Genomic DNA, 22,804 nt, shown 5'->3' with positions numbered 1-22,804 from the left:
GATACGTGTGGACGGCGGGGGTCCGCGGTGCGGGCGAAATTAGATATGACTAATAACACTCATAGATATGTGGCGGGAAGTAGGTTACACCTCTACATTTGAGCTTATGAGCCCACGAAAAATTGGTGTAACCGAAGTTGCTCTGCGTGATGCGCACCAGAGTCTGATGGCAACCCGCATGGCCATGGAGGACATGGTCGGCGCATGCGAGGACATTGACAATGCCGGCTTCTGGAGTGTGGAGTGCTGGGGTGGGGCCACGTTCGACGCCTGCATCCGATTCCTCAACGAGGATCCCTGGGAGCGTCTGCGCACCTTCCGCAAGCTGATGCCGAACTCCCAGCTGCAGATGCTGCTGCGCGGACAGAACCTCCTCGGCTACCGCCACTACGAGGACATGGTGGTGGACAAGTTCGTGGAGAAGTCCAAGGAGAACGGCATGGACATCTTCCGTGTCTTCGATGCCCTCAATGATCCCCGCAACCTCGAACACGCCATGAAGGCGGTGAAGAAGGTGAACGGACATGCCCAGGGCACCATCTGTTACACCACCTCACCACTGCATGACGTGGACGGGTACATCAAACAGGCCGGCCGCCTGCTGGACATGGGTGCTGATTCCATCGCCCTGAAGGACATGGCAGCCCTGCTCAAACCCCAGCCTGCCTTCGACATCATCCGGGGTATCAAGGAGACCTACGGCGAGGACACCCAGATCAACGTCCACGCACACTCCACCACCGGCGTCACCATGGTCACCCTCCAGAAGGCCATCGAAGCCGGTGCCGATGTGGTTGACACCGCGATCTCCTCAATGTCCCTGGGGCCGGGACACAACCCGACCGAGGCACTCGTCGAGATGCTCGAGGGCACCGATTATGACACCGGCCTGGACATGGACCGCCTGCTCAACATCCGTGATCACTTCAAGGCGGTACGCCCGAAGTACGCCGAGTTCGAGTCCAAGACCCTGATCAACACCAACATCTTCCAGTCCCAGATCCCCGGCGGCATGCTCTCCAACATGGAGGGTCAGCTGCGCGCCCAGGGCGCGGAGGACCGGATGGAGGAGGTCATGCTGGAGGTGCCGCTGGTGCGCAAGGATGCCGGCTACCCACCGCTGGTCACCCCGTCCTCCCAGATCGTGGGCACCCAGGCCGTGTTCAACGTCCTCATGGGCCGCTACAAGGTCATGACGGCAGAATTCGCCGACCTCATGCTCGGCTACTACGGCGAATGCATCGGCGAACGCAACCCCGAGCTGATCCAGATCGCGCAGCAGCAGGCGAAGAAGGAACCGATCACAGTCCGCCCGGCAGACCTGCTGGAACCGGAATGGGACGACCTGCGCACCCAGGCCGAGGGGCTCGAGGGCTTCGACGGATCCGATGAGGACGTACTCACCAACGCACTGTTCCCCGGTGTCGCGCCGGGATTCTTTGCCACCCGCCATGAGGGACCGAAGAACGTGGGTAAGACCGCCGAGCAGCTGAAGAAGGAAAAGGCCGCAGCAAAGGGGCAGGCAAACGCCCTGCGCGAGCCGATCACATACAAGGTCACCGTCGGTGGCCGCAGCCAGACCGTCAAGGTAGAGCCGGGAGAATAGAAACACATGGCTAGCAAGGAAAAAAGCATGCAGGAGCGCCTTGAGGTGCTGGCTGCGGAACGCGAACGGGTCAGCCTCGGTGGGGGACAGGCCAAGATCGACAAGCAGCATGACAAGGGTCGGCTGACCGCCCGCGAGCGCGTGGCACGCCTGGTGGATGAGGGCACCTTCCGGGAGACCGGGATGTTCGCCACCCACCGCACCACCCACTTCGGCATGGACAAGGCCGACGCCCCGGCCGACGGTGTGGTCACCGGCACCGGTGCTGTCTTCTCACGCCCCGTGCACATCGCCAGCCAGGACTTCACCGTCATGGGTGGATCCGCCGGTGAGACACAGTCCGAGAAGGTTGCGGCCACGATGGCCGCCTCCGCCACCACCGGCACCCCGTTCGTGTTCATCAACGATTCCGGTGGTGCCCGTGTCCAGGAGGGTATCGATTCCCTCTCCGGTTACGGCAAGGTGTTCTACCACAATGTGCTGCTCTCGGGTCTGGTGCCGCAGGTCTCCATCATCGCCGGCCCCTGCGCCGGAGGTGCCGCCTACTCCCCGGCGCTGACCGACTTCATCATCCAGGTCCGCGGTGCCCAGATGTTCATCACCGGCCCCGGCGTGATCAAATCCGTCACTGGCGAGGATGTCACCGCCGAGCAGCTCGGTGGCGTGGATGCGCACATGGCCAAGGCCGGCAACATCCACTTCGAGGCTGACAATGATGAGCAGGCCATCCTCATCGCGCAGAAGCTGCTGAGCTTCCTGCCCCAGAACAACACCGAGGAACCACCGGTGGTCAATCCCGACCCGGTGGTGGAACCCGACCCGACCCTGCGCGACATCGTGCCGGTGGACGGCAAGAAGGGTTACGACGTGCGCGAGATCATCGCCCGCATCGTCGACAATGCCGACTTCCTGGAGGTCCAGGAGGGGTTCGCCCGCAACATCGTCATCGGTTTCGGCCGCGTGGTCGGTCACACCGTCGGCTTCGTGGCCAACCAGCCACAGGTGATGTCCGGTGTCCTGGACATCAACTCCTCCGACAAGGCCAGCTCCTTCATCCGTTTCTGCAACGCCTTCAACATCCCACTGGTCACCCTCGTGGACGTGCCGGGCTTCATGCCGGGTGTGGCGCAGGAACACGGCGGTATCATCCGCCACGGTGCGAAGATGCTCTACGCCTACTCCGCGGCAACCGTCCCGAAGATCACCGTGGTGCTGCGCAAGTCCTACGGCGGCGCGCACCTGGCGATGTGCTCGAAGGATCTCGGCGCCGACCGCGTGTTCGCCTGGCCGACCGCGGAGATCGCCGTCATGGGTGCCGACGGTGCCGTCAACGTCGTCTTCCGCCGCGAGATCGCCGAGGCCGAGGACCAGGAGACCCGTCGTGAGGAACTGATCCAGGAGTACAAGGACACCTTCTCCTCACCGTTCATGGCCGCCTCCCGCGGCCTGGTGGATGACATCATCGACCCGGCGGAGACCCGCCTCCAGATCGCTGACGCCCTCATGGTGCTGGCCAACAAACGAACCCACCGGCCGAATAAGAAACACGGTCTGGGACCGGCATAAGGACAGGTCGATATGGAACAACATCAGTTGGAAGAACTCGTCGACAAGCTATCGCAGCGTCTCGACGCCGTGGAGGCCGAGCTGCAGGAACTCCGCGCCCGCTCCGATGCTGACATCCCGGAGGACACCCTCATGGCGATCTCCGCGGCGGTGTCCGCATATCTGGGCAACCGCGGCAAGGTCAAGGCCGTTCGCCTCAGCCGCCACCGCACGTGGGCGGCGCAGGGCAGGCAGCGCGTCCAGGACCACTCCAAACATTTGTAAAGGGCCGTGAAGAAACAATGAAACTCAACGTAACCGTCAACGGAATCTCCTACAACGTCGAAGTCGAGGTGGAGGAGGAGCAGAGGCAGCTCGGCCCGATCATCATCGGCTCGGCACGCACAAACACCCCCGCTGCCCCCACCACCGCCTCCATCCAGGGTGTCGCCGCCAACGCGGTGGTCGCACCCCTGGCCGGTTCGGTGTTCAAGATCCTCGTGGCGGAGGGGGACACCATCGAAGCAGGTCAGGTGCTCCTCGTCCTGGAGGCGATGAAGATGGAAACCGAGATCACCGCGCCATCCGCAGGTGTCGTCGGGGCCATCAACGTCAAGGAGGGGGAGGCTGTCCAGGGCGGTCAGTCGCTCATCGAGATCGATTAGTCCGCGCGCCCATCAACGATTGGGCCACACTTCGCGTTTACCCGCCGAAAAACATCACGGGCGTGGCAATATATATGCCATCGCCCGTTTTTCGTTGTGAAAGTGAACTCAAGATACACATGCGCCTCCCGGTTTCACGCCGTACAGTTGTAACAACCTCCATTCTGGCAGCCGGGGTGACCCTACTGGCGCCGTCAGCGCAGGCAACACCGGCACCACCCGTCACCGAACCGGTGACCACCCAGACCACCGTGGCCCCCCGGTGGGTGGACACCGCAGGCGCAGTGGATCAGGCCAATGCCACACTTTCACCCCTGGGGATCACCCTGGACCGCACGGCGGCGGAGCAGTTCGATGCCACCGCGAATGCGCACATCGATGCGGGTATCACCGCCGGAATCACGGCCGGTGTCCTGCCTGTCGACGCCCGGATCCCCCAGGCCACCACCCCGTACGCCACCACCGCGGACCAGACAGCGCAGGCACCCCAGGCCGTCATCGTCGAGACACCCCTGCTGGCACCGGCGGGAACACACGTCCGCCCACCGCTGCCCAACTACACGATGCGCACGGACCTCCCCGCGCAGGTTATGGCCCTGACCCCGGGTGAGGTGCTGCACCGCGTGCCCGGATCCTGGTTCAACCAGCCGGCCGTCCCGGTGGAATCCCAGGTGACAGAGGACCAGGGCAAGTCCCTCTTCGGACCCGGCACGCCCATCTACCTGGGCCAGGACTCGATGTGCACCCTCGCGGTCACCGGTGTGGATGCCGAGGGGCGCAAGATCGGCATTACCGCCGGCCACTGTGGTGACGTCGGCGATGCTGTGCGATCCGCCGATTCCTTCTGGGTGGGGGAGGCCGGCACGATCGTCGCCGACGGATCCAATGACGATTACTCCGTCATCGAGTTCGGGTCGAATGCGGAGATCTCCAACTCCTACAACGGGGTGACGGTCAACGGTATCGGCGGGCGGACCACCAACCTGCAGGAGGTGTGCAAGACCGGTGTGGCCACCGGATTCACCTGTGGGCTGGTGTGGACCGCGGACGAGCGTCTGACCATGTCTCAGCTGTGTGCCATGCAGGGTGATTCCGGTGCGCCGGTGATCGCCAACGGCCGGGTTGTGGGATTGATCTCCGGTGGTCTCATCGCGAATCACGACCTGTCATGCCGCACCCCGATCCAGGGGCCGCTGCATATGCCGTCGCTGTCGGTGAACATGGATCGCATCGTGGCGGAGATGGATGCCAGTGGTGGTCCGGGTCGCGGATTCACCCTCGCCGGGCAGTAACCGACGGCAACCATGAGTTAACCCAGAGATCCTGTCTCCAGAAAGCAACAGTGGTCTCTGGGTTAAGCAGGGTGCTTTCTGGGAACAGGATCTCTGGGTTAATGGGGTGGGGGGAGTGCTGTTAGCCCCGCAGGCGCTTCAGCACCTCATCGTGGAGGACTCCGTTGGTGGCCACAGCGTCGCCGCCGTGGGGGCCATCCTCACCGGCCAGGGAGCTGAAACGTCCGCCGGCCTCGGTGACCAGGATGGACAGGGGGGCGAGGTCCCAGAGGGACACCTCGGGTTCGGCGGCGATGTCCACGGCACCCTCTGCGACCAGGCAGTAGGAGAAGAAATCGCCGTAGCCGCGCAGTCGCCAGGTGTCGTCGGTCAGTTTGACGAAGTTCTTGCGCAGGTCACGCGCCTTCCAGCCCTCCAGGGAGGAGAAGGACACTGACGCATCCGCAAGCTCGGTCACGGAGGACACACACAGTTTGCGGGGGGAGCTGCCGTTGAAGGTTCTCCAGGCACCGGACCCTTCTGAGGCCCACCAGCGACGGACGAGGGCCGGGGCGGAGATGACACCGGCGACGGGGCGGCCGTCGTCAAGCAGGGCGATGAGGGTGGCCCACACGGGCACGCCGCGGACGAAGTTCTTGGTGCCGTCGATGGGGTCGATGACCCACTGGCGTCCGGTTAATTCCGTCTCGCCGCCGAATTCCTCACCGAGGATGGCATCGGAGGGGCGCGCGGTGGCGAGTTTCTCGCGCAGCGCGGTTTCCACGGCCAGGTCGGCGTCGCTGACCGGGGTCATGTCCGGCTTGGAGGAGACATCTAAATCGGTGGCCTCGAAACGGTCGAGGGTGATGGCGTCGGCCAGTTCCGCCAGTTCGAGGGCGAGGGCTAAATCGTCTGCGTAGTTGCTCATGGGAACCTATCCTAGTTCGCCGAGCAGATCGGCGACCTCGGATACCGACTGAACGTTGCCCGCCACGCACCATTCGACGCCGCCGGCCTCCACCTTGATCGCCGCGCCACCGACACCCTCGACGAGTGCGCGGCCGGGCAGCCAGTCCCAGTCGGCGACGGTGTGCTGCATCCACACCCCACTGGTGCCGTCGGCCACGCCACCGAGATCAACGGAGCCGGCGCCGAGCATGCGCAGGGCAGCCGCGCGGGTGGCCACGGTCTGCCAGGCCTTGCTGACCTGCGGGTTCGCCAGCCAGGTGGGGTGGATATAGGTGGCCAGGGCGGTGCGGGAGAGGGGTTCGTCGACAAGCATGGGCAGCTCAACCCCGTCGCGGGTGGTGCGGATCCCGGGCCCGCCGAACCACGTGTAGCCCATCGCGGGGCGGTGCACCGCGCCGAACCGCAGCCGCTCCGGGTTGGACGGATCCCCCTCGACCAGCGCGAGCGCGCTGCACCAGTAATCCGAGCCGCGGGTGAAGTTGTAGGTCCCGTCGACCGGGTCGACCACCCAGAAACGACCGCTTTGCGACGCCCGGTTGGCACCCTCCTCGCCCACGACACCGTCCTCGGGGCGCAGCGCCTCCAACGCACCTGCGACAAACGCCTCCGCGGCATGGTCGGCGTCGGTGACCACATCGGACACCGAGGTCTTGTAATCGGTGCTCAGACCGTTCTCACGCATGCGCCAGGCCAGACGGCCGGCGTTGTAGACCAGGGCCTGCGCCAGGTGCTCGTCGGAGTCCTGGTCGTGGGCGATGACGAAGGTCTTGGTGATCGTGGCGATCATGTCATCGATTGTGGCGGCGGGATGCGACTGCTCAGTATTACTCATGTGCTCCATTGTGCATGGTGGCTGCCCGGGTTGCTGACTTTGGGTGCGTGCAGCACCAGGTAACATAGTTCACCATGCGTCCCGAAATCTCTGCAGAACTTTCCGAGCTCGACAGCACCCTCACCACCATTGAGAAGATTCTCAATCCGGAGGAGCTGTCCGACCGTGTTCGCGAGCTGGAGGCCCAGGCCGCCGACCCGGGGCTGTGGGACAACCCCGATCACGCCCAGCAGGTCACCTCCGAGCTCTCCCACGTGCAGGCGGAACTGCGCAAGGTCACCGAACTGCGCCAGCGCCTGGATGATCTGCCGATCATGTATGAACTGTCAGAGGAGGAGGGCGATGACACCTCCCTGGTGGATGAGGAACTGGCGGACCTGCGCGCCGGCATCGAGGCACTGGAGGTCAAGACCATGCTCTCCGGTGAATACGATGCGCGCGAGGCCGTGATCAACATCCGCTCCGGTGCCGGTGGTGTGGACGCCGCCGACTGGGCCGAGATGCTCATGCGCATGTACGTCCGCTGGGCGGAGAAGCACGGGCACAAGGTGGATGTCTATGACATCTCCTACGCCGAGGAGGCCGGCATCAAATCCGCGACCTTCGTGGTCCACGGTGACTATATGTATGGTCAGCTCTCCGTGGAGCAGGGCGCCCACCGCCTGGTGCGCATCAGTCCCTTCGACAACCAGGGACGTCGCCAGACCTCGTTCGCCGAGGTGGAGGTGCTGCCGGTGGTGGAACAGGTCGACTCCATCGACATCCCCGATTCGGAGGTCCGCGTGGATGTCTACCGGTCCTCCGGCCCGGGTGGCCAGTCGGTGAACACCACCGACTCCGCGGTGCGCCTGACCCACATCCCGACCGGCATCGTCGTGACCTGTCAGAATGAGAAATCCCAGATCCAGAACAAGGCCTCGGCCATGCGTGTGCTCCAGGCGAAACTGCTGGAGAAAAAGCGCCAGGAGGAACGCGCCGAGATGGACGCCCTGGGTGCCGGCGGCAACGCCTCCTGGGGTAACCAGATGCGCTCCTATGTCCTGCACCCGTACCAGATGGTCAAGGATCTGCGCACCAACTACGAGGTCAACGATCCCTCCAAGGTGCTCGACGGTGATATCGACGGCCTGCTGGAGGCCGGCATCCGCTGGCGGATGGCGCAGCAGCAGGAGAGCTAACTACAGGTTCCTACCAATACCCGGCCAATATGGTTGGAGTGGTCGGAGTCGTTTCACCCGGCATGCGGGGTTGGCTAGAGTGTGACGGGTGATCACGTTTGAGAATGTCACCAAGAGTTATAAGACCTCGACCCGCCCCGCGCTCGATGATGTGTCCCTGACCATCGACAAGGGTGAGTTCGTCTTCCTCATCGGCCCCTCCGGTTCCGGCAAGTCCACGTTCCTGCGGCTGCTGACCCGGGAGGAGAACGTCACATCCGGTAACATCCACCTCTCTGATTTCCACGTGAACACACTCAAAGGTGCGCAGGTGAATAAACTGCGCCAGCGCATCGGGTACGTCTTCCAGGATTTCCGCCTGCTGAAGAACAAGAATGTCTATGACAATGTCGCCTTCGCGCTCGAGGTGATCGGCAAGAAGAAGGACAAGATCTCCGAACTGGTGCCGGAGACACTGGAGATGGTCGGGCTGGCAGGCAAAGCCAACCGCATGCCCAATGAACTCTCCGGTGGTGAGCAGCAGCGGGTGGCCATCGCGCGCGCGTTCGTCAACCGGCCGCTGGTGCTGCTTGCCGACGAACCCACCGGCAACCTCGACCCCGACACCTCAGATGAGGTGATGATCCTGCTCAACCGGATCAACCGTCTGGGCACCACCGTGGTCATGTCCACCCACAATGCCCGCACCGTTGATGACATGCGCCGGCGCGTGGTGGAGCTGCGGCTGGGCAAACTGGTCCGCGATGATGCCCACGGCGTCTACGGCGAGATGCGCTAGGGGAGTAAGCACACCATGTCTGTTACCTATGTTCTCCGCGAATCCCTGCGCGGAATGGCCCGCAACCTCACCATGACGCTCGCGCTGGTGATCACCACCTCCATCTCCCTGGCCCTGTTGGCCACCGGTTTCCTGGTGGCGAACATGACCGAGCGCACCAAGGACATCTACCTCGACCGCGTGGAGGTGATGATCCAGCTGGATGAGGACACCTCCGCCAATGATCCCGACTGCGTGGAGGAGGCCTGCGCCGAGGTCCGCTCGGAACTGGAGGCCATCGACGGTGTGGATTCCATCACCTACCGCTCCCGGGAACAGTCCTATGAGCGCTTTGTGGAGGTCTTCGAGTACACCGACCCGGTGTTGGTGGCTGAAACCTCACCGGATGCCCTGCCGGCGGCCTTCCATGTGCGACTGGCTGATCCCCTGGCCGTGGACATCCTCGATCCGATCCGTGAACTCCCGCAGGTCGCGGCTGTGATCGACCAGGTCGATGATCTCCGCGGTGCTACCGAGAACCTGGATTCCATCCGCAATGCCACCTTCCTCATCGCCGCGGTGCAGATCCTCGCCTCCATCTTCCTCATCGCCAACATGGTGCAGATCGCGGCCTATTCCCGGCGGGAGGAAACCGAGATCATGCGTATCGTCGGTGCTTCCCGCTGGTACTCCGAGGCGCCGTTTGTCCTGGAGGCGGTGCTGTCCACGCTGATCGGTGCGGTGCTGGCGGTCGTCGGATTGTTCCTGGGCAAGGAGCTGGTCATCGACAAGGCGCTGCGCGGACTCTATGAATCCCAGCTGATCGCCCCGATCACCAATGCCGATATCTGGACGGTGGCACCGTTTGTCTCTGTCATCGGTGTGGTGGTGGCCGGCCTGATCGCGCAGCTGACGCTGCGGTTCTACGTACGTAAATAACCCCGTCGCTTGGCCCTGCCGTACACTGATAAGGCTATGGCCAAGAAAAAGAAGAAAGTTGATGAGAACAACCAGGTTCTCGCAACTAACCGCAAGGCCCGCCATGACTACCAGATCCTCGATACCTGGGAGGCGGGCGTGGTGCTGCTGGGCACCGAGATCAAATCCCTGCGTGAGGGCAAGGCATCCCTGGTGGATGCCTTCGCCATCATCGACAATGGTGAAGTCTGGCTCCACAACCTGCACATCCCGACCTATTCGATGGGCAGTTGGACCAACCACAGTCCCAAGCGCACCCGCAAACTCCTCCTGCACCGCCGGGAGATCGACTCCCTGATGGGCAAGGTCCGCGACGGCAACCGCACCCTCGTGCCGCTGAAGCTGTACCTGGTCAACGGCCGGGTCAAGCTGGAACTGGGGCTGGCGCAGGGTAAGCAGGACTACGACAAGCGCCAGGACATCAAGCGCCGCACCGAGGAACGCGAGGTCACCCGCGAACTCGGCCGCCGCATCAAGGGCATCAACGCCTGATGGACATCCACATCGCGAAGGTCCACGACGTGCTGGTAGGGGAGCAGACCCACGGCACAACGGTCCTGGTGGACCGGTTGTGGCCCCGCGGTGTGAGCAAAGACGACCTCCAGCCCGATCTCTGGCTGAAGGAGGTGGCTCCGTCGACCGAGCTGCGGCGGTGGTTCGGCCACGACCCAGCGCGTTTTGACGAGTTCGCGCGCCGCTACCGGGCTGAGCTGGGCGGGGCGCGCGTCGATAAGCTTATCGACGCAGCAACCCCCGGCCCCATCACCCTCCTCTACGCCGCCAAAGACCGGCAACACAACCACGCCGTGGTTCTACGTGACTGGCTTATTGAAACATGCTTGCCAAAATAGGGGAGTGTGCAGTAGAGTGGACCTTCCTGCGGGACTCGCACGAGCCCACCGCAGGCAACCAACGGGGCTGACATGGTTTCGACTACGTTGATTGAGCCAGGGGAAGCGTGCCGGTGAAGGCTGGAGACCACCGTGAGCGTCGCAGCAAACCAATAAGCGCCGAGAAGACTCAGCGCGACTACGCCCTCGCTGCCTAAGTAGCGACCGCGTGTCTGTCAGCCCGGGGATGTCCCTGCCCCGGATGCTGGCATCGACTAAGGGACTTGCTATCCAACCGCGTCAGCGGGGTTGGATGGGACTTCTACCGCTGACTGGGCCCATCATCCGGATGTGTTCGTCCTAGCCGGAGGGCCAAGCAGAGATCGCTGCACGAACTGCGCACGGAGAAGCCCTGGCAAAGTAGCGTAGGACCCGGGTTCAATTCCCGGCAGCTCCACCAAGAACCCCTTCACCTGTTACGGCAGGTGAAGGGGTTTCTCCTTGTCCCTACCAATCCCGAATTCTAGGGTTCGATACCGCGGGGGAGATTGGCGGAACCGCAGCCTATACTGCTGTTCTTCGCAGATTTCCCGGTAGCAGTTCTTGGACTCCAGAGGTACGGTAAAGCCTATGGATAAAAGGGATGAACCTGGGAAAACCGGCAGTTTCAGTTCGGGATTGTTCAAATTCGGGGTGTTCATCGTCCTGGCAGGATCCCTGCTCCTGGTGCTGCGACTCATTCTGGGAGTAACCTCCACCCTCGGAATCGTCTCCAATCTTCTGCTTATTCTCTCGGGGGTGTTCCTTGCCTGGAAACCTTTTATGGACAACCGAAAACGAGGACAGCTATCGCAGGACTAGTAAAGGGGCTTCTGGCAGGTCACAGTTCCTGCAGAGCGCTCCCTGAAGTGGATTGCCCATGAGAAACCCGTGGCATTTTCCATCCGTGAGTGACCAGGATTCGAGAAGTTATTTCACCACCTTGCCCACCGACTCCGCGATCTCCCGGGCAGCCTGCTTGGCGTAGGGGCCCACTCCGGTGATGGTGGCCGCGCCGGGGCCTGTCCAGTCGCCGTAACCAACCAGGTGGAGGGCTGAATAGCGGGGGGTGGTGCCGTCGAGAAGCCGGCGCACCGGGCCCAGGGCCGGGCGGAACCCGGTGCACCAGATCAGGTGATCGGCATCGACTTCATCAAGTGAGGTGAACATCGGTGTGGCCTGCAGGCGTCCGGTGTCGCGGGCAGCGCGCACTTCGGGGAGCACGACGATATCGCCCAGGTCGGAGTCCGCGCCGGGGTCGGGTTCCCCACGTTGGATCGCAAGGGCGCGCAGGCGGTTGCGTCGGAACAGCACGCGGCCATCCACTTCATCCGGCATCCAGCGTGGGGGTCGGCGGGTGTACCAGGTGACCTCGGCAACGTTGGTGAGTTCCGCAGCGATCTGGGCACCGGAGTTCGCACCGCCGACCACCGCGACGCGTGTGCCCCGGAAGGTTTCGATGCCCGGATAGTTGGCCGAATGCCAGTGGGTACCGCGGAAGGTGCCCGGGTAGTTCGGGACGAAGGGGGCAGACCAGGTGCCGGTCGCAGCAACCACATTCGGGGTTGACCAGACCTTCTCACCCGCGCGGACGCGGAAGATCCCCTCCGCGTGCTCGATGCGATCCACCCGGACGGGGCGTTCCACCGGGATCTTGTAGCGCTGCTCGTAGGCGGTGAGGTAATCCACCACGTGTTGGGCTGGGGGGAAACCGTCGGAAAGCGGCATGGGCCAACCTGGAAGGTTGGAGAATTCCGCGGTGGAGAACAGCGTCATCGAGGGCCAGACGTGCAGCCAGGCGCCGCCGGGGGCTGGCTGATCATCGAGGACCAGCGTGTCCACACTTGCCCTGAGCAGGTAGTAGGCGGTGGCCAGTCCGGACTGGCAACCGCCGATGATGATCGCCTCGTGGTCGCTGCTCATACCTTCTCCCATCGTTTCCTCCATCATGCCGGTTGCCTAACCGATCTGCAGGACGGTACGCAGCTCGGCGAACAGTTCCGGTTTGACGCGGTGGATGACACTGCGTCCCTCACGGGTGCGTTCCAGCAGGCCGGCCTCGGTCATCTTCTTCAGGTGGTGAGAGATGGTCGGCTGGCTCAGACCCATCATCTCGGTGAGCTCGTTGACGCTGACTGGCCCGCAGCCCCCGGCGGCCAGCTGGGAGAGGATCCGCAGGCGCATCGGTTCGGCCAGCACCTTGAACAGGGTGGCGTAGCGGTCGGCCTCGTCGTCATCGAGCGGACCGGTGCCCAGTGAACAGCAGTCGGAGAGGTCGGTGAGGGGGAGTATCTGCGCGGCGGTCATGTGTCCCATCCTATATTGACAGTCATCAATATTGAAAGTACCGTCAATATCGATAACAATCAATACGACGCGAAGGTGACGCATGACTGCACCCACCCAGACCCGGGCCGTACCCGCCCGGATCTCCTTCCTCGACCGATTCCTCCCCATCTGGATCATCCTGGCCATGGTCGCCGGCCTGATCCTGGGCAGGTCCCTGCCCGGGCTGGCACCCTTCCTTAACTCCCTTGAGGTCGGCGGGATATCCCTGCCGATCGCCCTCGGCCTGTTGGTGATGATGTACCCACCGCTGGCCAAGGTCCGTTATGACAAGACCAAGGAGATCGCCGCCGACAAACGCCTCATGACGGTCTCCCTGCTCCTCAACTGGGTGGTCGGGCCGGCGTTCATGTTCGCCCTGGCCTGGATCTTCCTGCCCGACCAGCCGGAACTGCGTACCGGTTTGATCATCGTCGGCCTGGCGCGTTGTATCGCCATGGTGCTGGTCTGGTCGGATATGTCCTGCGCCGACCGCGAGGCCACCGCCGTGCTCGTGGCCATCAACTCGATCTTCCAGGTCTTCATGTTCGGTGTCCTCGGCTGGTTCTACCTGCAGGTTCTCCCGTCCTGGCTGGGTCTGGAGACCACCTCCGCTGAGTTCTCCTTCTGGGCGATCGTCAGCTCCGTGCTCGTCTTCCTCGGCATCCCACTGCTGGCCGGTGCGGCATCCCGGATCATCGGCGAGAAGGTCAAGGGCCGCGAGTGGTATGAGAACAAGTTCATCCCCGCCATCTCCCCGCTGGCGCTGATCGGTCTGCTGTACACCATCGTCCTGCTGTTCTCCCTGCAGGGCGAGGCGATCACCTCACAGCCGCTGACCGTCGCCCGCATGGCCGTGCCGCTGCTGATCTACTTCATCGGTATGTTCTTCATCTCCCTGGCCGCCTCCAAGGCATCCGGTATGAACTACGCACAGTCCGCAGCCGTGTCATTCACCGCCGCGGGCAACAACTTCGAACTGGCCATCGCCGTCTCGATCGGTACCTTCGGTGCGACCTCCGCCCAGGCGCTGGCCGGCACCATCGGACCGATGATCGAGATCCCCGTGCTGGTCGGCCTGGTCTACACCATGCTGTGGCTGGGCCCGAAGCTCTTCCCCGGTGATCCGACCCTGCCCGCCACCACCCGCCCCACCACTCAGCACCTCGCATCTGACAAGGAGACCATCCAATCATGAGCACCACCCCTTCCGTCCTATTTGTCTGCGTCGGCAACGGCGGCAAGTCCCAGATGGCCGCAGCGCTCGCCGAGAAGCATGCTGGTGACCAGCTCACCATCCATTCCGCCGGCACCAAGCCGGGCAGCAAACTCAACGTGCAGTCCGTCGAGGCGATCGCCGAGGTGGGTGCCGACATGTCGAAGGGCCACCCCAAGGGCATCGACCCGCAGCTGCTGCGCGAGGTGGACCGCGTCGTGATCCTCGGCGCCGACGCCGAGCTGGAGATGCCCGACGACGCCCGCGGCTCCCTCGAGCGGTGGGTCACCGACGAACCGTCGGAACGCGGCATCGAAGGTGTCGAGCGCATGCGCCTGGTGCGCGACGACATCGATGCCCGCGTGCAGAAGCTTGTCGACGAACTGACCCACTCATAGGCATTCGACATCATGACCACCTCTTCTGACACCCAGCCCAGCGTGTTGTTCGTCTGCGTCCACAACGCAGGCCGCTCCCAGATGGCCGCCGCCTACCTCACTGAACTCTCCGGCGGACGTATCACCGTCCGTTCAGCAGGATCGGAGCCCCGCGATCAGCTCAACCCCGTCGCCGTGGCGGCCATGGCAGAGGAGGGCATCGACATGACCTCCGCCACCCCGAAGATCCTCACCACCGAGGCGGTCCAGGCTTCCGACGTGGTGATCACCATGGGCTGCGGGGACACCTGCCCGATCTTCCCCGGCAAGCGCTATGAGGACTGGGAGCTAGAGGATCCGGCGGGGAAGGGCATCGACGACGTCCGCCGCATCCGCGACGACATCAAGCACCGGATCACCGTGCTTGTCGACGAGCTCCTCCCTTCCTGATCCCCCTACGATCCGGTTTCTGCATTCCCCGAAAGGAACGCCCCGTCATGACAACCCAGACCCCACCCCTGCACACCAACCTCCTGAAGCGCATCTCCGGCGAACTCGCCCAGACCTACCAGGGGGTGTTCTCCCCGGAGACCATCGAACGCTATATCTTCGAGTCCTACACCAGCCTGGCACGTACCGCGAAGGTGCATGATTACCTCCCGGTGCTGGCGGAACGTTTCGCCAAGGACCGACTCCGGGCACTGGCGCTGGCCGAGGGGAAGATCGCCACCCCGGCTCCCCAGGTCCTCTTCGTGTGTGTCCACAACGCCGGACGATCTCAGATCGCCGCGGCTCTGCTGTCGTCCTATGCCGGTGATGCGGTTGAGGTCCGTTCCGCAGGCTCCCTGCCCAGCTCCGAGATTCCAGATGTTGTGGTCGATGTCCTCGCCGAACGAGGCATTGATCTCGCCGGTGCCTTCCCCAAACCACTGACCGATGATGTGGTCCGCGGCGCGGATTACGTCATCACCATGGGCTGCGGGGACGTATGTCCCATCTACCCCGGTAAGCACTACCTGGACTGGGACCTGGCTGACCCCAAGGATGAAACCCCTGAGCGGGTGCGTGCCATTGTTGACGAGGTCGATGAGCGAGTGCGCGGGCTGTGGGAGACCATCCAGCGCTGACCATAAGATCCACGAAAAGAGCAAACACCCCCGACCGCAGCCTTCCCATGAAGGAGGACGCAGTCGGGGGTGTTGTCTAGCTGTGGGAGGTTAGAAGTCCCAGTCCTCGTCGCTGGTCGCCTCCACGTCACCGATGACGTAGGAGGAGCCGGAACCACTGAAGAAGTCGTGGTTCTCATTGCTGGAGGGGTCGAGGGAGGTCATGACACCCGGGTCGAACTTGCACTGGTCGACCGGGAAGATGGATTCATACCCGAGGTTCTGCATGGCCTTGTTGGCGTTGTAGCGCAGGAACGCGGAGACGTCCTCGCTCCAGCCCAGGTCATCGTAGACGTGGCGGGTGTACTCCAGCTCGTTGTCGTACAGGTCCAGCAGCAGTTCCACCGCCTCATCGTGGTTGGTGGCCTGCTCCTCGGGGGAGAGGGTGGCGATGTGCTTCTGGTACTTGTACCCGATGTAGTAACCGTGGATCGCCTCATCGCGGATGATCAGACGGATGACATCGGCGGTGTTGGTGAGTTTGCCGATCGACGCCATGCGCAGCGGCAGGTAGAAACCACTGTAGAACAGCAGTGATTCCAACATGACGCTGGCGATCTTCTTGCGCGCCGGGGTGGAATTCTGCTGGTAGTAGTCGAGGATCCGCTTGGCCTTGTACTGCAGGTGCTCGTTGTGCCTGGACCACCGGAAGGCCTCGTTGATCTCCGGGGTGGAGGCCAGGGTCATGAAGATATTGGAGTAGGACTTGGCGTGGACCGACTCCATGAAGGAGATGTTGGTCAGCACCGCCTCCTCATGGTGGGTGGTGGCATCCGGGATCATGGAGACCGCACCGACGGTTCCCTGGATGGTGTCCAGGAGGGTCAGGCCGGTGAACACCCGCAGGGTGGCCAGGTGCTCCGCCTCGGACATGCTGTTCCACTTCTGAATGTCATTGGACACCGGGATCTTCTCCGGGAGCCAGAAGTTGGTGGTCAGGCGGTTCCAGATGTCCATGTCGACCTGGTCGGGGATGTGATCCCAGTTGATGCCCTCAATGGGGAATACATCACCGGCGGCATATTCCGCGGGGGTGAGCAGTTGGTTGGTCATGGTTTCCTCTTCCTTCATCGAACACGTCGCCAGGCAGGCTTGGCGACGGCGTCCCGAACCACCTTAGCCGTCCCCGCCCGAAAGCCTCATAACACGAGCTCCCCGCCACCCGGGGGCCGTGAGGCCCGCTGGTGACGGGGAGTGGGGGAGGGGTGGGGCGTCGATAAGCGCCTAGAAGTAGAAGCGGAACTGCCAGGCGGCGATGGCGGCGATGACCAGCAGCCAACCCACGGCGATGGCGGCCTGGGATTTGTAGAGGCCGCGGACCGCGCCGTTGTCATAACCGCTGTAGGTTTTCACATTCCACGCGGTCACGGTGACGAACATGATGATGGTGACGGCCCAGACCACCATGCAGTACGGGCACAGTGCGCGGATAACGAACATGGACTGGTATGCGAGCCAGTGGACGAACAGGGTGGCCAGGAGCAGGCCGATCTCGGCGAGGAACCAGAACCAGCCACGGAAACGGGCACCGGCCAGGATGCCGGCCCCGATGGCGGCCACCGCGGCGAAACCGGCGATGCCGAACAACGGGTTCGGGATGCCGAAGGCGGAGGCCTGACCTGACTTCATCACGCTGCCGCAGGAGATGACCTCATTGATGTCACAGCTGGTGACATAGTTGGGGTTTTCCAGCAGGGTGAGCTTCTCCGCCATGATGATCACCGAGCAGATCAGGCCGATGATGCCACCGATCAGCAGCACCCAGCCCAGCCATGTGGGGGGCTTGGGTAACTGGCTCTCACGAGTTTCGGTGGCGGACTCGGCGACGGGCGCTGGTGTGGACACGGATGGGGACCTTCCGACGTGATGAAAAGACGGGGACAGGAAAGGTTCGGGGAAACTTCTGTCGCCATCCGGTGATGCGAGCTTTCGGAGGATCAGTTTAGGCCCCCGGGTCGGTGTGGCGGTGGGGTAGGGGCAATGTCACAGCCACATGGCGACGTTTTATCAGCAAGCAAGCTTACGGCGGAAACAATGACCGGGAAAGCAGCAGTGTGGGTCACACCGTGGGGGCGGGTGTGCCCCGCCAGGGGTGTGACGTGCTCATTTTAAAGTGTTGGTGTGATGTATTTCGCAAAGGTTTGGCTAAGTTAAATAGCTATGTTAGCTTTCTTCTTTAGGTACCCTAACCTCACTAAGGGCAGCCTATTGTTCCGTGGAGTGTTCCGCGGTGCGGTGGGAGCCCGGGGTGGCATGTCAGGGGAATGCCTATAACAAACTGCGGGCCTCAACCGGCCCTTTACTTCACACCGTTCAGGTCATCGAACTGATGGCCCGCGCATGTAAAACCCGAAAAGGACGTCATGGTCAACTCTCGTTTCAAGCTCGTCTCCATCGCCACCGTCGCAGCACTGGCACTGGTTGGCTGTTCCTCCTCCGCTGAGGAGACCACCGGGGAGACCACCGCGGCCGCCGCCGCTGAGGTCATCACCATCGAGGATAACCACGGCACCCAGGAGATCGCCTCCACCGAGACCGTCGTTGCCACCGATAACCGCGCATTCGAACTGCTTGACCGCTGGGGTGTGGAGCTGGCTGCCGCACCGGTCGCCCTGGTTCCGTTCACCGTGACCAACTACAAGGAGAACCCCGAGATCGCGGACCTGGGAACCCACCGCGAACCGAATCTCGAGGCACTCGCCGCAGCCCAGCCTGACCTGGTGATCAACGGACAGCGCTTCGCCCAGTACTACGACGACATCGTCTCGCTGGCACCGGACGCCACCGTGGTCGAGCTCGACCCACGTGACGGCGAGCCACTCGACCAGGAACTGATCCGTCAGGCGGAGACCCTCGGCCAGATCTTCGGTGAGGAAGAGGATGCAGCCACCCTGGTGGAGGACTTCAACAAGGCCCTCGAGCGCGCCAAGACCGCCTATGCCGAAATCTCCGATCAGAGCGTCATGGCTGTCAACGTCTCCGGTGGCAACATCGGCTACATCGCCCCATCCGTCGGTCGTACCTTCGGCCCGATCTTCGACCTGGTCGGCATGACCCCGGCACTCGAGGTGGCAAACGCCTCCAACGATCACGAGGGCGATGACATCAACGTCGAGGCAATTGCCCAGGCGAACCCGGACATCATCCTGGTGATGGACCGCGATGCCGGCACCGAAACCCGCAACGAGGCTGACTTCACCCCGGCTGAGCAGGTCATCACCAACAGCGAGGTCATGGCCAACGTCACCGCCATCAAGGACGGCAAGGTCTTCATCGCACCGGCTGACACCTACACCAACGAAAACATCATCACCTACACCGAGATCCTCAACGGCATGGCCGATCTCTTTGAGGAAGCCGCCCAGAAGTAGGGGGAGGCTCGCACCACAGGTGGGTGAGGGAGGCGTCGACAAGCGTGGGGCATCAGCCCCCGGACACGTGCCAGACGCCACCCCCACCGCACAGGAGGTAACCGGAAATCCGCACCACAAACCCCAGCCTGGAACCGGAATCAGGAACCCGGGGGAGAAACCGGGAATGGATTTCTTAGGTTAGCCTTGAATATGACAGGCTGTCTTGTAGAAACAGGGCAGCCTTTATCCCTATTAACCGCCCATATATACCGGTTCGGATTTGATGGAAGACCCCGGCACCCACCCTTGTTGTCTTCCCGGAGAGTTTGAGCTGTACACCAGACCCCGCTAGAAATCAGGTAACCACCCATGTTGAACGCACCAGCCAGTGCACAACGCGGAAGGAGAGGACGACACTGATGTCCAGTGCCATCAACACATCCTCATCCGCTACCACCGGGACACCACGCACCGACGGGCGCAGGAAACGCACCCGCGCCAAACTCTTCGACTGGAAACTGCTCCTCGGTTTCATCGCCGTCAGTGCGCTGGTGGTGCTGTCGCTGTTCACCGGCCAGTACGACATCTTCGGCGGTGACGACGGCACGCTCATGTTCGAGGCGGTCCGCATTCCACGTACCGTCTCCCTCGTGCTCGCCGGTGCCGCCATGGCCATGTCGGGTCTGGTGATGCAGCTGCTCACCCAGAACAAATTCGTGGAACCCACCACCACGGGAACCACCGAATGGGCCGGTCTGGGCTTGCTGGCCGTCATGTACTTCATCCCGGCGGCCACCATTCTCGACCGCATGGTCGGTGCCGTGCTGTTCTCCTTCATCGGCACCATGGTGTTCTTCATGTTCCTCAAGCGGGTGACGCTGCGGTCCTCCCTGATCGTGCCGATCATCGGCATCATGCTCGGTGCCGTGGTCAGTTCCGTCTCCACCTTCTTCGCCCTGCAGACCGACATGCTCCAGCAGTTGGGCATCTGGTTCGCCGGCTCCTTCAATACGGTGTACCGCGGACAGTATGAGGTGCTGTGGATCATCGTGTTCATCGTCATCGCGGTGTTCTTCTTCGCCGACCGCCTCACCGTCGCCGGCCTGGGTGAGGAGATCGCCACCAACGTCGGCCTCAACTACAACCGCATGATCCTCATCGGAACCGGACTCATCGCGGTGGCCACCGGTGTGGTCACCGTGGTGGTGGGCAGCCTGCCGTTCCTGGGCCTGATCGTGCCGAATATCGTCTCCATGTTCCGCGGCGATGATCTGCGGTCGAACCTGCCGTGGGTCTGCCTCGTCGGCGTGGCCGTGGTGACCATCTGTGATCTGATCAGTCGCACCATCATCGCGCCGTTCGAGATCCCCGTGTCGGTTGTCCTCGGCATCATCGGTGCCGTCGTCTTCGTGTACCTGATTGTGAGGAAGCGTAACCGTGGATAGGCACATCGGAACCGAACCAACCCACCTCGCCCGCCTGGAGACACTGCATGAATCCGCGGATGTCGAGGGGCATGTGGACACCAACCTGGCGAACCCCGTGGGGGCCAGCCGCACCTCCGGGACCTTCCAGACCGCAATGGCCAGGCGCAAATACTGGATCATCATGGCCGCGCTGCTCATCGCCGCGCTGGCATTCACCTGGGGTCTGATCTGGTACAAGAACCCCATGCCGGTCGGGCACCCGTCGTTTACGGTCATCGCCGAACGACGCATGGAGAGCGTATTTGTCATGCTCATCGTGGCGGTGTGTCACGCCCTGGCCACCGTGGCCTTCCAGACGGTGACCAACAACCGCATCATCACCCCGTCGATCATGGGCTTTGAGTCCCTCTACACCGTGATCCACACCGCCACAGTGTTCCTCTTCGGCACCACCGCGCTGCTGGCAACCCGGAACCTGGAGATGTTCGTGGGCCAGCTGGTGGTGATGATCCTGCTGACGCTGGTCCTCTACACCTGGTTGCTCACCGGCAAGCGGGGCAATATGCACGCCATGCTGTTGGTCGGCATCGTCATCGGTGGTGGCCTGGGCTCGGTGTCCACGTTCATGCAGCGCATGCTCACCCCATCCGAATTCGACATCCTGTCTGCGCGGCTCTTCGGATCAGTCAACAACGCCGAGACCGAGTACTTCCCGATCGCGGTTCCCCTGATCGTCGTGGCGGCTGTCCTCTTGGTCGGGTTCTCCCGGAAGCTCAACGTGGTCGCCCTCGGCAGGGATGCGGCCACCAACCTGGGCATCAACCACCGCGCGGCCTCGATCTACACCCTCATCCTCGTCTCGGTCCTCATGGCGGTGTCCACCGCGTTGGTCGGACCGATGACCTTCCTCGGGTTCCTCGTGGCCACCCTGGCCTACCAGTTCGCCGACACCTACGACCACCGTTATATCTTCCCGATGGCCACCCTCATCGGTTACCTCGTTCTCACCGGTGCGTACTTCATCATGAACCACGTGTTCCGCGCGCAGGGCGTGGTCTCGATCATCATCGAGCTGGTCGGTGGCACCGTATTCCTCATCGTCATCCTCAGAAAGGGCAGACTGTGATCACGTTAACCAACGTCCGGAAGCAGTATTCCGATGCAGTTGCCATCGGACCGGTCAACCTCGAAATCCCAGCCGGCGGCATCACCGCGCTCGTCGGCCCCAACGGCGCCGGCAAGTCGACGCTGCTGACCATGGTCGGTCGTCTCCTCGGCATTGATGAGGGTGACATCCGCGTCGCGCAGTACGACGTGTCCTCCACCGCCTCGAAGGATCTGGCCAAGATCATCTCGATCCTGCGCCAGGAGAACCACTTCGTGACCAAGCTGACCGTGCGTCAGCTCGTCGGTTTCGGACGCTTCCCGTACTCCAAGGGCCGGCTGACCGAGGAGGATGAGGTGATCATCTCCCGCTATATCGACTTCCTCAACCTCACCGAGCTGGAGGACCGTTACCTGGATCAGCTCTCCGGCGGTCAGCGCCAGCGCGCCTACGTGGCGATGGTGCTCTGCCAGGAGACTGACTATGTCCTCCTTGATGAGCCGCTGAACAACCTCGACATCGCGCACTCGGTGGAGATGATGAAGCACCTGCGAAACGCCGCCGGGGAATTCGGCCGCACCATCATCGTGGTGCTGCACGACATCAACTTCGCCGCCCGCTACGCCGATTACATCGTGGCGGTCAAGCATGGGCAGATCGAAAAGGAGGGAACTCCGGAGGAGATCATGCAGGATGACATCCTCACCGACATCTTCAACACGGAGATCCAAGTGATCGACGGCCCCCACGGCAAGATCGCCTGCTACCACTAGCCGTATACCCCGGGAACCTGATTGGTTCCCGGGGTTTTGTGCGCTTTGCGACGAAACCCCCGCCCGCCTCTGCCCGTCTTGGGGTTGCAGGCGGTGGAGAAGTGGCCCGGAAAGCGCTTCTAGCTGGGGATTTGGCAGAAAGGTGAACCATGGGTAAATTAATGAGCACACCAGCAAGGCAGCCGCGAGGTTGCCAGGCGGTGAGACAGTAAAGAGTGTCAGTGAGTTTTTGACTCCTGGTTGCCAACAATGTACTGTCGATCAAGCTGCCAACGAGCACCAACCACCGTAAAACGGTTTGTGTTTCAGGTGTGCGAATGTTGTTTGAGAACTCAATAGTGTGCCATTTATTTTTATGTTTGTCGTACCCCAACCAAGGTTGGGGTGGTCAT

The 22,804-nt window shown here is 62.6% G+C and carries 25 protein-coding genes and 1 other RNA gene; 20 read left to right on the top strand and 6 right to left on the bottom strand.

The window, feature by feature from the left end:
- Positions 1–106 precede the first annotated feature (106 nt).
- From H9627_RS02665 to H9627_RS02645, 5 genes are all read left to right on the top strand, one after another.
- Entirely contained in the window at positions 107–1,606 is a 1,500-nt protein-coding gene (locus H9627_RS02665) for a methylmalonyl-CoA carboxytransferase subunit 5S (protein ID WP_191732501.1), read from the top strand.
- Between the two features lie 6 nt (positions 1,607–1,612).
- Complete coding sequence (locus H9627_RS02660) at positions 1,613–3,172, top strand: acyl-CoA carboxylase subunit beta (protein WP_191732500.1); 1,560 nt, start codon at positions 1,613–1,615, stop codon at positions 3,170–3,172.
- A gap of 12 nt (positions 3,173–3,184) precedes the next feature.
- On the top strand, positions 3,185–3,436 hold the full coding sequence (locus H9627_RS02655) for a hypothetical protein (RefSeq protein ID WP_191732499.1): 252 nt from the start codon (positions 3,185–3,187) through the stop codon (positions 3,434–3,436).
- Between the two features lie 17 nt (positions 3,437–3,453).
- Entirely contained in the window at positions 3,454–3,816 is a 363-nt protein-coding gene (locus tag H9627_RS02650; RefSeq protein ID WP_191732498.1) for a biotin/lipoyl-containing protein, read from the top strand.
- Between the two features lie 176 nt (positions 3,817–3,992).
- Positions 3,993–5,108 carry a S1 family peptidase gene (locus H9627_RS02645; RefSeq protein WP_318247747.1) on the top strand — a complete coding sequence of 372 codons (1,116 nt, stop codon included), beginning with the start codon at positions 3,993–3,995 and terminating at the stop codon, positions 5,106–5,108.
- A 121-nt stretch (positions 5,109–5,229) separates the two neighbouring features.
- Here the strand turns inward: H9627_RS02645 and hisN are convergent, their stop codons facing one another.
- Both hisN and H9627_RS02635 read right to left on the bottom strand, forming a co-directional pair.
- Positions 5,230–6,015, bottom strand: a complete 786-nt coding sequence (gene hisN, locus H9627_RS02640; protein ID WP_191732496.1) for a histidinol-phosphatase — start codon at positions 6,013–6,015, stop codon at positions 5,230–5,232.
- A gap of 6 nt (positions 6,016–6,021) precedes the next feature.
- On the bottom strand, positions 6,022–6,888 hold the full coding sequence (locus tag H9627_RS02635; protein WP_404826189.1) for an inositol monophosphatase family protein: 867 nt from the start codon (positions 6,886–6,888) through the stop codon (positions 6,022–6,024).
- A gap of 74 nt (positions 6,889–6,962) precedes the next feature.
- Here H9627_RS02635 and prfB point away from each other — a divergent pair, with 74 nt between their 5' ends.
- The 7 genes from prfB (at position 6,963) to H9627_RS02600 (ending at position 11,492) form a co-directional block, all read left to right on the top strand.
- On the top strand, positions 6,963–8,066 hold the full coding sequence (prfB, locus tag H9627_RS02630; protein WP_191732494.1) for a peptide chain release factor 2: 1,104 nt from the start codon (positions 6,963–6,965) through the stop codon (positions 8,064–8,066).
- 88 nt (positions 8,067–8,154) lie between these two features.
- Entirely contained in the window at positions 8,155–8,844 is a 690-nt protein-coding gene (gene ftsE, locus H9627_RS02625; RefSeq protein WP_191732493.1) for a cell division ATP-binding protein FtsE, read from the top strand.
- A gap of 15 nt (positions 8,845–8,859) precedes the next feature.
- Positions 8,860–9,762: a permease-like cell division protein FtsX gene (gene ftsX, locus H9627_RS02620; protein ID WP_191732492.1), complete on the top strand. Its 903-nt coding sequence runs from the start codon at positions 8,860–8,862 to the stop codon at positions 9,760–9,762.
- Positions 9,763–9,798: 36 nt separating this feature from the next.
- Complete coding sequence (gene smpB / locus H9627_RS02615) at positions 9,799–10,293, top strand: SsrA-binding protein SmpB (RefSeq protein WP_191732491.1); 495 nt, start codon at positions 9,799–9,801, stop codon at positions 10,291–10,293.
- The gene (locus tag H9627_RS02610; protein ID WP_191732490.1) at positions 10,293–10,652 is read left to right on the top strand and encodes a DUF488 domain-containing protein; all 360 of its coding nucleotides are present in this window, start codon (positions 10,293–10,295) and stop codon (positions 10,650–10,652) included. The genes smpB and H9627_RS02610 overlap by 1 nt, the downstream gene beginning before the upstream one ends.
- A 63-nt stretch (positions 10,653–10,715) precedes the next feature.
- Positions 10,716–11,091, top strand: a transfer-messenger RNA (tmRNA) gene (gene ssrA / locus H9627_RS02605).
- A 170-nt stretch (positions 11,092–11,261) separates the two neighbouring features.
- Entirely contained in the window at positions 11,262–11,492 is a 231-nt protein-coding gene (locus H9627_RS02600) for a hypothetical protein (RefSeq protein WP_006769438.1), read from the top strand.
- 108 nt (positions 11,493–11,600) lie between these two features.
- On the opposite strand, the gene H9627_RS02595 is transcribed toward H9627_RS02600, so the two are convergent.
- Together H9627_RS02595 and H9627_RS02590 are read right to left on the bottom strand one after the other, a co-directional pair.
- Positions 11,601–12,593 (bottom strand): ArsO family NAD(P)H-dependent flavin-containing monooxygenase, encoded by a 993-nt coding sequence (locus H9627_RS02595; RefSeq protein WP_191732489.1) that lies wholly within the window; start codon positions 12,591–12,593, stop codon positions 11,601–11,603.
- Between the two features lie 36 nt (positions 12,594–12,629).
- Complete coding sequence (locus H9627_RS02590) at positions 12,630–12,977, bottom strand: ArsR/SmtB family transcription factor (RefSeq protein ID WP_191732488.1); 348 nt, start codon at positions 12,975–12,977, stop codon at positions 12,630–12,632.
- 82 nt (positions 12,978–13,059) lie between these two features.
- Here H9627_RS02590 and arsB point away from each other — a divergent pair, with 82 nt between their 5' ends.
- From arsB to H9627_RS02570, 4 genes are read left to right on the top strand one after another with little or no spacing between them, the layout of a single operon-like run.
- A complete protein-coding gene (gene arsB / locus H9627_RS02585) occupies positions 13,060–14,193 on the top strand; it encodes an ACR3 family arsenite efflux transporter (RefSeq protein ID WP_191732487.1) in 1,134 nt (377 codons plus the stop codon).
- Positions 14,190–14,609, top strand: a complete 420-nt coding sequence (locus H9627_RS02580) for an arsenate-mycothiol transferase ArsC (RefSeq protein WP_191732486.1) — start codon at positions 14,190–14,192, stop codon at positions 14,607–14,609. The genes arsB and H9627_RS02580 overlap by 4 nt, the downstream gene beginning before the upstream one ends.
- A 12-nt stretch (positions 14,610–14,621) precedes the next feature.
- Positions 14,622–15,038 (top strand): arsenate reductase ArsC, encoded by a 417-nt coding sequence (locus H9627_RS02575; protein ID WP_191732485.1) that lies wholly within the window; start codon positions 14,622–14,624, stop codon positions 15,036–15,038.
- Between the two features lie 47 nt (positions 15,039–15,085).
- Positions 15,086–15,715 (top strand): arsenate reductase/protein-tyrosine-phosphatase family protein, encoded by a 630-nt coding sequence (locus tag H9627_RS02570; protein ID WP_191732484.1) that lies wholly within the window; start codon positions 15,086–15,088, stop codon positions 15,713–15,715.
- A 90-nt stretch (positions 15,716–15,805) separates the two neighbouring features.
- Here the strand turns inward: H9627_RS02570 and nrdF are convergent, their stop codons facing one another.
- Together nrdF and H9627_RS02560 are read right to left on the bottom strand one after the other, a co-directional pair.
- Positions 15,806–16,807 carry a class 1b ribonucleoside-diphosphate reductase subunit beta gene (nrdF, locus tag H9627_RS02565; RefSeq protein ID WP_191732483.1) on the bottom strand — a complete coding sequence of 334 codons (1,002 nt, stop codon included), beginning with the start codon at positions 16,805–16,807 and terminating at the stop codon, positions 15,806–15,808.
- A gap of 171 nt (positions 16,808–16,978) precedes the next feature.
- Complete coding sequence (locus tag H9627_RS02560) at positions 16,979–17,599, bottom strand: vitamin K epoxide reductase family protein (protein ID WP_318247746.1); 621 nt, start codon at positions 17,597–17,599, stop codon at positions 16,979–16,981.
- Between the two features lie 518 nt (positions 17,600–18,117).
- Between H9627_RS02560 and H9627_RS02555 the strand changes: the two genes are divergently transcribed.
- From H9627_RS02555 to H9627_RS02540, 4 genes are all read left to right on the top strand, one after another.
- A complete protein-coding gene (locus H9627_RS02555; protein ID WP_191732482.1) occupies positions 18,118–19,125 on the top strand; it encodes a siderophore ABC transporter substrate-binding protein in 1,008 nt (335 codons plus the stop codon).
- Positions 19,126–19,526: 401 nt separating this feature from the next.
- Positions 19,527–20,552: an ABC transporter permease gene (locus tag H9627_RS02550; RefSeq protein ID WP_225213424.1), complete on the top strand. Its 1,026-nt coding sequence runs from the start codon at positions 19,527–19,529 to the stop codon at positions 20,550–20,552.
- On the top strand, positions 20,545–21,660 hold the full coding sequence (locus tag H9627_RS02545; RefSeq protein ID WP_191732481.1) for an iron chelate uptake ABC transporter family permease subunit: 1,116 nt from the start codon (positions 20,545–20,547) through the stop codon (positions 21,658–21,660). Before H9627_RS02550 ends, H9627_RS02545 begins: the two co-directional genes overlap by 8 nt.
- Positions 21,657–22,412, top strand: coding sequence for an iron ABC transporter ATP-binding protein (locus H9627_RS02540; protein WP_191732480.1), 756 nt, complete (start codon positions 21,657–21,659; stop codon positions 22,410–22,412). The genes H9627_RS02545 and H9627_RS02540 overlap by 4 nt, the downstream gene beginning before the upstream one ends.
- Positions 22,413–22,804: the final 392 nt, after the last annotated feature.

It is taken from the genome of Corynebacterium gallinarum, assembly GCF_014837045.1.
GTDB classification, from domain to species: domain Bacteria; phylum Actinomycetota; class Actinomycetes; order Mycobacteriales; family Mycobacteriaceae; genus Corynebacterium; species Corynebacterium gallinarum.
This window is presented reverse-complemented; position numbering and strand designations above follow the sequence as displayed.